The organism is Nonomuraea sp. KM88 (genome assembly GCF_052245635.1).
Lineage (GTDB): Bacteria > Actinomycetota > Actinomycetes > Streptosporangiales > Streptosporangiaceae > Nonomuraea.
The window spans coordinates 271104-284163 of the sequence record NZ_JBQQCC010000010.1 but is presented as its reverse complement, the minus strand read 5'-3'; the positions used below and the strand labels follow the sequence as shown (position 1 = coordinate 284163).

General features: G+C 70.3%; 12 protein-coding genes. 2 read left to right on the top strand and 10 right to left on the bottom strand.

The features are described from left to right. Positions 1-29: 29 nt before the first annotated feature. From mltG to ACTWPV_RS28570, 7 genes are all read right to left on the bottom strand, one after another. Positions 30-1088, bottom strand: coding sequence for an endolytic transglycosylase MltG (mltG, locus tag ACTWPV_RS28600; RefSeq protein ID WP_443154158.1), 1059 nt, complete (start codon positions 1086-1088; stop codon positions 30-32). A 481-nt stretch (positions 1089-1569) separates the two neighbouring features. Continuing rightward, positions 1570-2049, bottom strand: a complete 480-nt coding sequence (gene ruvX, locus ACTWPV_RS28595; RefSeq protein WP_347648905.1) for a Holliday junction resolvase RuvX — start codon at positions 2047-2049, stop codon at positions 1570-1572. 10 nt (positions 2050-2059) lie between these two features. Beyond that, positions 2060-4735 carry an alanine--tRNA ligase gene (gene alaS, locus ACTWPV_RS28590; protein ID WP_347648906.1) on the bottom strand — a complete coding sequence of 892 codons (2676 nt, stop codon included), beginning with the start codon at positions 4733-4735 and terminating at the stop codon, positions 2060-2062. Positions 4736-4765: 30 nt separating this feature from the next. Further along, the gene (locus tag ACTWPV_RS28585; RefSeq protein ID WP_347648907.1) at positions 4766-4993 is read right to left on the bottom strand and encodes a hypothetical protein; all 228 of its coding nucleotides are present in this window, start codon (positions 4991-4993) and stop codon (positions 4766-4768) included. Then, entirely contained in the window at positions 4990-5403 is a 414-nt protein-coding gene (locus ACTWPV_RS28580; RefSeq protein WP_443154157.1) for a DUF948 domain-containing protein, read from the bottom strand. Before ACTWPV_RS28580 ends, ACTWPV_RS28585 begins: the two co-directional genes overlap by 4 nt. Before the next feature lie 85 nt (positions 5404-5488). Beyond that, positions 5489-5653, bottom strand: a complete 165-nt coding sequence (locus ACTWPV_RS28575) for a hypothetical protein (protein WP_443154156.1) — start codon at positions 5651-5653, stop codon at positions 5489-5491. A gap of 22 nt (positions 5654-5675) precedes the next feature. Continuing rightward, complete coding sequence (locus ACTWPV_RS28570; RefSeq protein ID WP_347648909.1) at positions 5676-6977, bottom strand: replication-associated recombination protein A; 1302 nt, start codon at positions 6975-6977, stop codon at positions 5676-5678. A gap of 223 nt (positions 6978-7200) precedes the next feature. Between ACTWPV_RS28570 and ACTWPV_RS28565 the strand changes: the two genes are divergently transcribed. Beyond that, positions 7201-8094 (top strand): peptidylprolyl isomerase, encoded by an 894-nt coding sequence (locus ACTWPV_RS28565; protein WP_443154155.1) that lies wholly within the window; start codon positions 7201-7203, stop codon positions 8092-8094. 63 nt (positions 8095-8157) lie between these two features. Here the strand turns inward: ACTWPV_RS28565 and aspS are convergent, their stop codons facing one another. The 3 genes from aspS to ACTWPV_RS28550 all read right to left on the bottom strand — a co-directional run bounded on the left by aspS (position 8158) and on the right by ACTWPV_RS28550 (position 12050). Next, positions 8158-9903, bottom strand: coding sequence for an aspartate--tRNA ligase (aspS, locus tag ACTWPV_RS28560; RefSeq protein ID WP_443154154.1), 1746 nt, complete (start codon positions 9901-9903; stop codon positions 8158-8160). A 207-nt stretch (positions 9904-10110) separates the two neighbouring features. Further along, positions 10111-11370 (bottom strand): histidine--tRNA ligase, encoded by a 1260-nt coding sequence (hisS, locus tag ACTWPV_RS28555; RefSeq protein WP_443154153.1) that lies wholly within the window; start codon positions 11368-11370, stop codon positions 10111-10113. Continuing rightward, positions 11370-12050, bottom strand: a complete 681-nt coding sequence (locus ACTWPV_RS28550; protein ID WP_347621229.1) for an MBL fold metallo-hydrolase — start codon at positions 12048-12050, stop codon at positions 11370-11372. The genes hisS and ACTWPV_RS28550 overlap by 1 nt, the downstream gene beginning before the upstream one ends. A gap of 138 nt (positions 12051-12188) precedes the next feature. On the opposite strand from ACTWPV_RS28550, the gene ACTWPV_RS28545 reads away from it, so the two are divergent. Continuing rightward, positions 12189-13058, top strand: a complete 870-nt coding sequence (locus tag ACTWPV_RS28545; protein ID WP_347648914.1) for a peptidylprolyl isomerase — start codon at positions 12189-12191, stop codon at positions 13056-13058. Positions 13059-13060: the final 2 nt, after the last annotated feature.

Genomic DNA, 13060 nt, shown 5'->3' with positions numbered 1-13060 from the left:
CGCGGTGATAGCGGGGGGTCCACCGAACATCAGCTCGTCCCGAGGTTCTTGTTCAACTCTTCCCGGTATCTCACGAACTCGCTCTCTTTGTTGGTGAATTTGGTGATTCTATGGGCTGGATCAGTGGTGACAAACCAGTGCCAATCACCCTCCGCCGGGTGCAGCGCCGCCATCAGCGCCTTCTCTCCGGGGTTGGCGATGGGGCCGGGCGGCAACCCTTTGTGGCGATAGGTGTTGTAGGGCGAATCGACCTTGGTGTCGCTCTCCGTGATCCTCAGCGTCCGGCGTTTCTGGGCGTACAGAACGGTGCTGTCGATCTCTAGCGGCGTGTCCTTCGCGAGGCGGTTGTAGATCACTCTGGCGATCTTGGGGTAGTCGGCGTCGGTGCCGCCCTCGGCCTGGATCAGGCTCGCCACCGTGACGGCCTCCAGCGGTGTCAGATGCACTTTCGCGGCCTCGGCCGCCAGACCCACCTGCCGGGCGGCGGCGCGGAACCGCTCCACCATCGCCGCCAGCACGTCGACCGCCGTGTCGCCCGGCTCCACCTCGTACGTCGCGGGGAACAGGAAACCCTCGATCCCCGGCGCGTAGTCGGGCAGCCCGACCAGCGCGCTGTCGACGCCCCGCAACTCCTCGAGCCGCAGCCCGGTCTGCTGGGCCACCCGGGCCAGCACCTCGGCCGCGCGCAGGCCCTCGGGCACGGTGACCCGCTTCACGATCCTGGACGAGGGCGCGAGCAGCAGGTCGAGGGCCGCCCCGGCCGCCATGCCCTTGCGCATGCGGTAGTGGCCGGGACGCAGCCGCCCGGTCACCGCACGGTCCTCCGACACCTTCACGAACGACCGCGCGCTGGCCACCACCCCGGCGTCGGCCAGCGTCGAGCCGATGGACTCCGCGCTCGACCCGGGCGCGATGCGCACGGTCACCGAACCGCTGCCCGGCCCTTCGAAGTCGTCAGGACTGATGTACGGCTTGAGCACCGCGATCGCTCCGGCGCCCACGGCGACCAGCGAGACGAGCAGCCCGGTCGAGAGCAGCCCTGCCCGGCGCAGAGCGCGGCGCCGCTGGGACGTCGACCCGGCCCCCACCCCGGTACCCGACCGGGAGCCCATTACGGAACCCGGCTCTGAGCCCGGCCCAGAACCTGACCCAGAACCCGGCCCGGCATCCGGTCCGGAGCCCGTCTGGGAGCCAGGCGCGGAAGCCGCTTCTGAGCCCGGCCCGGACTTCGCCGCGGAAGCCGCCTCTGAGCCCGGCCGGTCTGCCGTGGAAGCCGGGTCAGGGTCCGGCCCGAACGCCTCCTCGGGCCTCGCTCCGCAAGCCGCTCGCGTCCCCGGTTCCGGAGCCTGGTGCGGCCGGGCGTCACTCCCCCCGCCGATCACCGGGTCAGCGTCGTCGTCCGCGTCGCGGAACGGGATCACGTCGTCGTCCTCGGGCGTACCGTTCACGAGGCCACCTCGCCATGCGCGCCCGTGACGGGAGCACACCTTCGCTCCGCCGCAGCAGACCCCGCGCACGGGGCGGCCACGCATGCGCGCCGGTCACGGCAGGGGCCCGTCGATCGGCCGCTCATGAGGCAGGTCCGCCGGCCGCCGGTGGCGGTTCGGCGGGCCTGCCTGGTGGTCTTTCCGTGGCGCGTTCGGAGTCGAGGGCATCCTGGAGCAGCACGACCGCAGCCGCCTGGTCGACGACGCCGCGCTGCTTCTTCGCCCGCACGCCGCTGGCTCTGAGCCCTTGCTGGGCGGTCACCGTGGTCAGCCGCTCGTCGAACAGCCGCACCGGTGTCGGCGCCACCCGGGCAGCCAGGGCGGAGGCGAACTCGCGTGCCAGCGCGGCCGCCTGCCCCTCACGCCCCGACAACGAGGTGGGCAGCCCGACCACGACCTCGATCGCCTCATGCTCGGCGACGATCGCGGCGATGCGGTCGAGGGTGCCCTTGCCTCGTCTGACGGTCTCGACCGGCGTGGCCAGCATGCCCGAGGGGTCGCTGCGGGCCACGCCCACGCGTACGGAGCCGACGTCCACGCCGATCCGCGCACCGAATCTCATGCCGGCCGGGCTATCGGCTGACCTGGTCAGCAACGGCCTGCTCGACCAGGCGCAGCGCGTCGCCGATCGCCTCCGGTCGCGTGCCGCCGCCTTGCGCGACATCGTCCTTGCCGCCACCGCCACCCCCAAGAGCCTTGGCGGCGACGCCGACCAGTTGCCCGGCCTTGAGCCCTCGCTCGCGCCCCGCCTCGTTGACCGCGGCAACCACCACGGGCCTGTCGGTGGGGGCGCCGGCGATCACGATGACCGCCGGTCTGTCGGCCGGGAACCTGCCACGCACATCAAGCGCGAGCTTACGCAGATCATCCGCGCCGGTGCCATCAGGCGCGCGGTGTGTCACCACGGAGACTCCGTGCAGGTCACGAGCCTGAGCGGCCAGGTCGCCCGCCACCTGGAGCACCTGGGCGGAGCGGAGCTTGTCGAGCTCCTTCTCGGCCGTGCGCAACCGGGTGACGATGCCGTCGATGCGCTCGGGGAGCTCTTCGCGGCGCGCCTTGAGCTGCTCGGTGAGCTGCGCGACCAGCACGCTCTCGCGCGCCAGGAAGCGGAAGGCGTCGATGCCGACGAGGGCCTCGACGCGGCGCACCCCAGCGCCGACCGACTGCTCGCCCAGCACCTTGACCAGGCCGAGCTGTCCGGAGCTGTGCACGTGGGTGCCACCGCACAGCTCTCGGGAGTAGTCGCCGATCTCGACCACGCGGACCTCGTCGCCGTACTTCTCGCCGAACATCGCCAGCGCGCCCATCGCCCTGGCCTCCGCCTGGGAGGTGTAGAAGGCGTTGACCTGGAGGTCGTTGACGAGCACGGCGTTGACTTCGTCCTCGACGTCGCGCAGCACGCTCTGCGGCACGGCGCCCGAGGCGGTGAAGTCGAAGCGGAAGCGGCCGGGCGAGTTCTCCGAGCCGGCCTGCGCCGCCGTCTCGCCGAGCGCGTTCTTGAAGCCGCGGTGGACGAGGTGGGTGGCGCTGTGGCTGCGCGAGATCGCGCGGCGGCGCTCGACGTCGATCTCCGCCTGCGCCTCGTCGCCGACCCTGATCTCGCCCTTGCGGACCTTGCCCCGGTGCACGACGAGCCCCGTGAGCGGCGTCTGCACGTCGACGACCTCGACTTCCGCGCCGCTGGTGCGGATCACGCCCTGGTCGGCGAGCTGGCCACCGCCCTCGGCGTAGAACGGGGTGCGCGCGAGCACGATCTCGACGCTCGAACCCGCGCCCGCCGCCGGCACGGACACCCCGTCGGCGAGGATGCCGACCACGCTGGTGTCGGCCTCGGTCTGGTCGTAGCCGAGGAAGTCGACCTTGCCCGACGCCTCGAGCAACTGCCCGAAGACGGAGATGTCGGCGTTGCCGGTCTTCTTCGCCGCCGCGTCGGCCTTGGCCGCCTGCCGCTGCTCCTTCATGAGGCGGCGGAAGCCCTCCTCGTCGACCTTGAGCCCGTGCTCGGCCGCCATCTCCAGCGTCAGGTCGATGGGGAAGCCGTAGGTGTCGTGGAGCTTGAACGCCTGCTCGCCGGGGAGCGTGGTGGCCGACCTGCGCTTGGTCTCCTCGACCGCCACGTCGAAGATGGCCGTGCCGGTGCGCAGCGTGCCGAGGAAGGACGCCTCCTCGGCGTCGATGATGCCGTGGATCTGCGGCGCGTCCGCCTTCAGCTCGGGGTATTGCTCGCCCATGACGTTGATCGCGACGTCGGTCAGCTCGTGCATGTAGCGGTCGTCGCCGGAGCCGAGCAGGCGCAGGTTGCGCACCGTGCGGCGCAGGATGCGGCGCAGGACGTAGCCGCGGCCCTCGTTGCCGGGCAGGACGCCGTCGGCGACCAGCATGGTGCCGGTGCGCACGTGGTCGGCGATCACCCGCAGGCTGACGTCGGAACGGTGGTCGCGCCCGTAGCGGGTCTTGGTGAGCTCGGCCGCGCGGTCGAGGATCTTGTAGGTGGTGTCGATCTCGTAGAGGTTGTCGACGCCCTGCAGGATCGTCGCCATGCGCTCGAGGCCCATGCCGGTGTCGATGTTCTTCGAGGGCAGCTCGCCGGCCACGTCGAAGTCGACCTTGGAACGGACCTGGCTGAGCTGGTACTGCATGAACACGAGGTTCCACACCTCGAGGTAGCGGTCCTCGTCGGCGACGGGACCGCCCTCCTTGCCGTATTCGGGGCCGCGGTCGTAGTAGATCTCCGAGCACGGGCCGCCGGGCCCGGCCACGCCCATGTGCCAGTAGTTGTCCTCCAGGCCGCGGCGCTGGATGCGCTCCTCGGGCAGGCCGACGCTGTTGCGCCAGATGTCGTACGCCTCGTCGTCGTCGAGGTAGACGGTCGCCCAGAGCCGGTCTTCGGGGAAGCCGAAACCGCCCTCGGACTCGGACCTGGTGAGCAGCTCCCACGCGAACGGGATCACTTCGGCCTTGAAGTAGTCGCCGAAGGAGAAGTTGCCCAGCATCTGGAAGAAGGTGGCGTGCCGCGTGGTCTTGCCGACCTCTTCGATGTCGGGGGTGCGCACACACTTCTGCGCGGTGGCCAGCCGGGACGCCGGAGGCTTGCGCTGCCCCAGGAAGTACGGCTTGAACGGCACCATACCGGCAGGAACCAGGAGTAGCGTGGGGTCCTCAGCGATCAGGCTGGCCGAGGGCACTATCTTGTGCCCACGCTCCTCGAAGAAGCGCAGGAAGCGGCGGGCGATCTCTGCCGACTCCATGGTGGCCATCCTTTGCGTTGGTTGTGGAAATCACTTGTCTTCAGCGTCGTCGAGCCCGAAGCGCGCCCGCAACTCTGTTTCGCGGCCGGCCGCCTCGCCGAGCGCGTCGGAAGTAAAGTCTCTCACCTGCCGGAGCATGCCCGCCGCGCCGTCGGCGGTGCGGCGGGCGACGTGGTCGGGGTGGAGCGCCTGCAGCCTGCGCATCACCCAGAAGGCGAGGAACGCGCCGAGCGAGAGGTAGAACAGCCGCCTGATCATCTCGGCCGCCTCCGCACCGTATCCCGGACCGTCTCCCGCGACCCCTGCCTCGGCCTGGCCGGCGTGCGGGCCTCGATGGCGCGCCGCACGCCGTAGCCGAGCGACGAGACCTTGATCAGCGGCCCGGTGAAGATGGTCTGCGTCACCGCGCTGAGCTTGGCCGCGTGGCCGCTGACCTGCTTGACGTCTCTGGCGATGGCCTCGACGGCGACCAGCTGCCTGTTGGTCTCGTTGACCGTGACGCTCATGTCGTCGAGCAGCGGCGTCAGCCGGTTGTTGAGATCGGAGACCGCCTTGGTGGTCTCGGTGAGCAGCCTGGCGACCTTGACGAGCACCATGGCCAGCACGCAGACCAGGACTATCCAGCCCGTGGCCGCGATCAGCCCGGCGACCTCTCCAGCGGTAAGCATCCGCGCATCTCCCTCGTACGCTGGGCCGAAACGGCAAGACCCTATCGCGTTCGAGCGACCACATTAGTGGGGAAAGCGACCTTGATCAGGCCGCCACGTCGGCCCCCGGCACTTCCGTGACCGCCCGCGTGAGACCGCGTGCCCGCCACGATCCCGGCCCGATCCCGGGCAGGAGCCGCCGCTCCGGCGTCAGCGGGAACGCGCCGACGCGCTCGCGGCGTGTCCCGCCGTCACTGCTGTAACCGTACATCCGCCGGGCACGCTCGCGGACCTCAGGCGCCGCGCAGGAAGGCGCGGATCCTGGCCCAGCGCTCGGCCACGGGCCCCTCGGCGCCGTGCCTGGTCGGCTCGTAGTAGCGCTTGTCGCGCACCTGCTCGGGCGCGTAGTCCTGGCGCACCAGCCCGTGGTCGAAGTCGTGGGGGTATTTGTAGCCGTCGCCGTGGCCCAGCTTGGCGGCGCCGGCGTAGTGGGCGTCGCGCAGGTGGCCGGGCACCTGCCCGATCAGGCCCTTGCGCACGTCCCCGACGGCCGCCCCGATGGCCTTGACGACGGCGTTGGACTTGGGCGCCGTGGCGCAGTGGATGACGGCCTGGGCGAGGTTGATCTGCCCCTCGGGCAGCCCGATGAGCTGCACCGCCTGCGCGGCGGCCACGGCGGTCTGCAGGCAGGTGGGGTCTGCCATGCCGACGTCCTCGGAGGCGAAGATGACGATGCGCCGGGCGATGAACCGGGGGTCCTCGCCGGCCTCGATCATGCGGGCGAGGTAGTGGAGCGCCGCGTCGGCGTCGGAGCCGCGCATCGACTTGATGAAGGCGCTGATCACGTCGTAGTGCTGGTCGCCCTGCCGGTCGTAGCGCACGGCGGCCTTGTCGACGGCCTTCTCCACCACCTCGACGGTGATGTCGTCGCCCAGCAGCGCCGCCGCTTCCAGGTAGGTCAGCGACCGGCGCGCGTCGCCGCCCGCGAGGCGTACGAGATGCTCCAGGGCCTCCGGGGCCAGCGTCGCGCGCCCGCCCAGGCCGCGCGGGTCGGACACCGCCCGCTCCAGCACCACGCGGACGTCGTCGTCGGTCAGGGACTCCAGCGTGAGGAGCAGCGAGCGCGACAGCAGCGGCGAGATGACCGAGAAGAACGGGTTTTCCGTGGTTGCGCCGATGAACGTGACCCAGCGGTTCTCCACAGCGGGCAGAAGGGCATCCTGCTGGGCCTTGTTGAAGCGGTGCACCTCGTCGACGAACAGCACCGTCTGCCGGCCGGTCATGCCCAGCTCGCGCCGGGCGTTGTCGATGGCCGCCCGCACGTCCTTGACGCCCGCCGACACGGCGGAGATCTCGACGAAGCGGCGCTTGGTGACGTTGGAGACCACGTAGGCGAGGGTCGTCTTGCCGGTGCCCGGCGGCCCCCACAAGAACAGCGACATGGGCGCCTCGCTCTCGACCAGGCGCCGCAGGGGGGTGCCGGAGCCGAGCAGGTGCCGCTGGCCGATCACCTCGTCGAGGGTGCGCGGGCGCATGCGCACCGCGAGCGGCTGCGGCGTGGCCTCCTCGGCCGCCGAGTCGAACAGGCTGTCCACAACGCGAGGCTACAGGGTCCGCCGGGTCTCGAAGCCCGCGCGGCGACGGTCTGCGCCCTCTGCCGCGCGAGCCATGGGGAACGCGGGCGAGGCGGCGGCGGTGTGCAGCGATCACACCCGTAGCATCAGCGGCTTTCGCCACTTACGTCCGGCACATATCGGAGGCCGGTAGCATGCGCGGAGTTGTTTGGTCATGCGTGGGCAAAAGCGAGAGGACATAGCGGTGAGCGGCGACGACCGCCAGAACGAAGAAGACCGCCAGAGGAAGCTGGCGCGGGAGCACAAGGAACGGCAGGTCAAGCGCGCCGCCGACCAGACCTCCAAGGGGAGGCGGAACACCTTCCTCGGCGCCGGCGTGGCAGTGGTCGTGGTGGCGGGCGGGATCTTCGCCGCGACCACGATGGTCAACAAGGAGCCCGGCGAGGCCACGGCGCAGAGCACCCCCTCCGCCAGCGCGTCCATCACCCCGCCGGCGACGCCGAGCCCGACCAAGACAGGGCCGGTGACCTGCACGTACAAGCGGGACAAGTCGCTCCCGCACAAGTTCGTCGGGCTGCCGGGCAAGAAGCCCAACATGAAGCTGAAGAAGATGACGGTCGCCACCAACCGCGGCAGCTTCACCGTCGACCTCATGACCGACGCGGCGCCGTGCGCGGTCAACTCGATGCGCTTCCTCGCGAAGAAGAAGTTCTACGACGACATGAAGTGCCACCGGCTGGTCACACCCGACGTCGCCGGCGTGCACATGCTGCAGTGCGGCGACCCGCAGGCCAAGGCCGACGGCAAGAACCCGACCGACGGCCAGGGCACCGCGGGCTACGTCTACGGCGACGAGAACGCCGAGATCCCGCTGGGCAAGGGCGTGGTGTTCATGACCCAGCCCAGTGAGGCGGCCGGCCGCAACAACAGCCAGTTCGCCGTCTCGCTGTCGGACGAGAACCTTCAGGTCGGCGCGGGCTACTCGGTCATCGGCACGGTCGGCGAGGGCATGGACATGCTGCTCGGGCTGGCCACGAGCGGGCAGGACCTGCTCCTCAACAACGCCGACATCACCGGCGACGGCGGCACCACCGCACCCAAGAAGCCGGTGATCATCAAGGAGATCACCTTCTCCTGACCGCTCGTGAACGGGTGACGGCAGGCGCCGCACGGCGCCTGCCGTCACCCGTTCTCCGGCCTGTTACGGCTTGGGCGGCGCGTCGACGCCCGCCTCCTTGCGCTGGCCGGCCGTGATCGGCGTGGGCGCGCCCGTGAGCGGGTCGAAGCCGGAGGCCGTCTTCGGGAACGCGATCACGTCACGGATCGACTCGCCGCCGGACAGCAGCATGCAGATGCGGTCCCAGCCGTAGGCGATGCCGCCGTGCGGCGGCGGGCCGTACTTGAACGCCTCCAGCAGGAAGCCGAACTTGCTCTCCGCCTCCTCCTTGGAGATGCCGAGCACGTCGAACACGCGCTGCTGCATCTCGGCCCGGTGGATACGGATCGAGCCGCCGCCGATCTCCATGCCGTTGCAGACCATGTCGTACGCGTAGGCCAGTGCCTCACCCGGGTGGTCCTGGAAGTTGTCGGCCCACTCCGGCTTCGGCCCGGTGAACGGGTGGTGCACGGCCGTCCAGCCGCCCTCGCCGCCGGACTCATCGGACACAGGCTCGAACATGGGCGCGTCGACGACCCACAGGAAGGACCACTGCGACTCGTCGATGAGGTCGCAGCGGCGCCCGATCTCCAGCCGGGCCGCGCCCAGCAGGTCGCGCGCGGCGTTCCTGGCGCCCGCCGCGAAGAACACCGCATCGCCGGGCTTGGCCCCGACCTTGCCGGCCAGCCCGGAGATCTCCGCCTCCGACAGGTTCTTCGCGACGGGGCCGCCGAGCGTGCCGTCCTCCTGGACGAGCACGTAGGCCAGGCCCTTGGCGCCACGCGAGCGGGCCCACTCCTGCCAGCCGTCGAGCTCCTTACGGGTCTGCGAGGCGCCGCCGGGCATGACGACCGCGCCGACGTAGTCGGCCTGGAAGACGCGGAAGGAGGTGCCGGAGAAGTAGGCGGTCATCTCGACGAGTTCCTGGCCGAAGCGCAGGTCCGGCTTGTCGGAGCCGTAGCGGTCCATCGCCTCCGCGTACGTCATGCGCGGCAGCGGTGTCGGCAGTTCGTAGCCGGCGATCTCCTTCCAGAGCCGGCCGATCAGCGTCTCGCCGACCTGGATCACGTCCTCCTGGTCGACGAAGGACATCTCGACGTCGATCTGGGTGAACTCCGGCTGCCGGTCGGCCCGCAGGTCCTCGTCGCGGTAGCACTTCGCCAGCTGGTAGTAGCGCTCCAGCCCGGCCACCTGCAGCAGCTGCTTGAACAGCTGGGGCGACTGCGGCAGCGCGTACCAGTTGCCGGGCTGCAGGCGCACCGGGACCAGGAAGTCACGCGCGCCCTCAGGCGTGGAACGGGTCAGCGTCGGCGTCTCGACGTAGACGAATCCGAGCTCGTGCATCACCTCGTTGGCGAGGTAGGTGGCCTTGGACCGGGTGCGCATCGCCGTGGCGACCTGCTGGCGGCGGATGTCGAGATAGCGGTATTTGAGCCGCGCCTCCTCCGACACCCCCACGCTGCCCTCGATGGGGAACGGCAGCGGCGCCGAGTCGCTGAGCACCTCGACCCGGTCGGCCACCACCTCGATCGCGCCGGTCGGCAGGTCGGGGTTCTCGTTGCCTTCCGGGCGCACCCTGACCTGGCCGACGACCTGCACGCAGTATTCGGCGCGCAGGTCGTGGGCGTGGTCTTCCTCGCGGAAGACCACCTGCGCCGAGCCGGAGGCGTCACGCAGGTCGATGAAGACGACGCCGCCGTGGTCACGGCGGCGGGCCACCCATCCTGCGAGCGTCACCTGCTGCCCGGCGTGCTCCTCACGGAGCGACCCGGCGGTATGCGTGCGGATCACTGCACTTTCCCTTCGTACGGATAGGAGGGGTGAAGGGACGGCGGCGACCCGGCATGAACCGGCCGGAGGATCACCGCGCCTTCCCTTCACACGGATGGAAGAGGCGAACGGACGGAGGCGACCCGGCACGTGCCGGCCGGAGGATCACCGCGCCTTCCCTTCGCACGGGCAGGAGAGACGACGATGCGACGGCGACGACCCGGCCGGTCACTGCACCTTCCCCTTCAGAACGTCGACGACCTGGGCCAGCGGCACCTCGGTCTGCTCGGCGTCGGTCAGGTTCTTCACCTGCACGACCTCGGCCGCGAGGTCACGCTCGCCCAGGATCAGCGCGAACCCGGCACCCGAGCGGTCGGCACCCTTCATCGCGCCCTTGAGCCCCTTGCCGCCGAAGGCCATGTCGGCGCTGACGCCCGCCGCGCGCAGCTCGCTGACGATCAGGAACATCCGGCGGCGGGCCTCTTCGCCCAGCGGGACACCGTACACCTGGACGCGCGACTGCGCGTGGTCGTCCAGCAGCCCTTCGGCCTCCATGGCCAGGAAGGTGCGGTCGACCCCGAGCGCCCACCCGACGCCGGGCAGTGGCGGGCCGTCGAGCATCTCGCTCAGCCCGTCGTAACGCCCGCCGCCCCCGACGGCCGACTGGGAGCCGAGCCCGCCGTGGACGAACTCGAACGTGGTGCGCGTGTAGTAGTCGAGCCCCCGCACCAGCCGCGGGTCGTCGTCGAACGCGACCCCGGACGCGGCCAGCAGGGAACGGACCTCCTCGTGGTAGGCCTTGCAGGCCGCGCACAGGTGGTCGACCACCAGGGGCGCGCCGGTGAGCTGGGCCTGGACCTCGGGGCGCTTGTCGTCGAGCACCCGCAGCGGGTTGATCTCGATGCGGGCCCTGGTGTCGGCGTCGAGGTCGAGGCCGCGCAGGAACTCCTGCAGCGCCGCCCGGTAGGCGGGCCTGCAGGCCTTGTCGCCGAGCGAATTGAGCAGCAGCGTGACGTTCTTGAGGCCGAGCGAGGCGAACCCGCGGGCGCCGAGCAGGATGAGCTCGGCGTCGAGCGCCGGGTCCTCCGACCCGAGGGCCTCGGCGCCCACCTGCCAGAAGTGGCGGTAGCGGCCCTTCTGGGCGCGCTCGTAGCGGAACTGGCTGCCGGAATACCACACCTTCACGGGGAGCTGGCCGGTGTGCAGGTTGTGCTGCAGCACCGCGCGCACGACGGAGGCCGTGCCCTCGGGGCGCAGCGTCAGGGAACGGCCCGCCTTGTCGGGGAAGGTGTACATCTCCTTGGAGACGATGTCGGTCGACTCGCCTACGCCCCTGGCGAACAGCTGGGTGTCCTCGAAGACAGGCGTCTCGATGTAGCCGTAGCCCGCTCCGCGCAGCGGCGCGGCGAGGGCCTCGCGCACGGCGAGAACCCGCTCGGAGCGGGGAGGCAGCCAGTCGAAGGTGCCTTTCGGTGCTTGGAAGCTCATTAGATCCCTCGTGTGGGACCGGCGTGCGGCGCCGCCTCTTTCAGGTACGGATTGACAGCGCGCTCGCGGCCCATCGTTGTCTGTGGTCCGTGGCCCGGCAGGACGACCGTATCGTCCGGCAGCGGCAGACACTTGGTAGCCAGGCTGCGCAGAATCGTGGCGTAGTCGCCGCCGGGAAGGTCAGAGCGGCCGATGGAGCCGGCGAACAGCAGGTCGCCCGAGAACATGACCTCGTCGCCGGGCGACCGGAAGCTCACCGACCCCCTGGTATGGCCCGGGGTGTGGTCGACCACGAGCTCGAGGCCGGCGAGCCGGAGCACGGCGCCGTCGGACAGCTCGCGCACGTCGTCGGGCTCGCTCAGCGTCAGGCCCCCGAACAGCTGGGCGCTCGTGTCGGACCAGCCGGCGGCGGGGTCGCTGAGCAGGTGGCGGTCGTCGGGGTGGATCCACGCGGGGACGTCACGCGCGCCGCAGACCGGGGCCACCGACCACACGTGGTCGAGGTGGCCGTGGGTGAGCAGGACCGCGACCGGCTTGAGCCGGTGCTCGCGCAGCAGCTCGTCGACGCCCTCGGTCGCGTCCTGGCCTGGATCGACGATCACGCACTCCTCGCCGGCGGCAGGCGCGACGACGTAACAATTGGTCTGGAAGGCCCCTGCGGGGAAGCCGGCGATGAGCATCTGCCTCAGGTGATCTCGTCGAAAAGCCAATGGGAATGTAACCGAAGGGTACCGGTGCGGGTCGCCGGGCTGCGAATCATTACCCGTTGGCCGATACGATTCGCCCACCTCAGTTGATTCACTATGGGAGGCAAAGCGGTGGCCACGGGGAAGGACCGGCAGAAGCAGCTGGCGCGTGAGCACTACGAGCGGCAGATGCAGCGCCGTCTCGAGCGCGAGCAGAAGGCCAGGCGCACGGCGATCATCGGCTCCACCGTGGGCGTGGTGGTCGTGGTCGGCGGCATCGTGGCCGCGATCGCGTTCATGGGCGGCGGTGACACGCCGACGGACGCGGCCGCGTCCCCCACGGCGGCGCCCCAGGACACCGCCTCGGCGGCGGAGTCCACGGGGCCCAAGCCCTACGACGCGGCGGCGGGCACGTGCGACTACGCCGCCGACAAGACCGGCGGTCAGGTCAAGGACGTCGGCATGCCGCCGAAGAAGGTGAAGACCAAACCGGCGACGAAGACGATGACGTTCGAGACCAACCGCGGCGACATCGTGATCGAACTCGACAACGCCAAGGCGCCGTGCACGACCAACTCGCTCGAGCACCTGGCCAAGAAGAACTACTACGACGGCAGCAAGTGCCACCGGCTGGGCAGCGACCAGTTCCCGATGCTGCAGTGCGGCGACCCGTTCGCCAAGGCCGACGGCAAGAGCCAGGACGGCTCGGGCGGCCCCGGCTACGTCATGGCCGAGGAGAACCTCGAGGGTGCCGCGTACAAGCGGGGTGTGATGGCGATGGCCAAGACCCAGGCGCCCGGCACCACGGGCAGCCAGTTCTTCCTGGTTTTCGGAGACATCAACCTCCCCCCGCAATACACGCCGGTGGGTACGATCACCAAGGGGCTGGACATCCTGGACAAGGTGAACAAAGCAGGCGTCGTCGCAGACGCGGGAGACGGGACCGGAGCGCCGAAGCAAAGCGTCGAAATCAAAGACGTGACATTCGCCGGCAAGAGCTGACG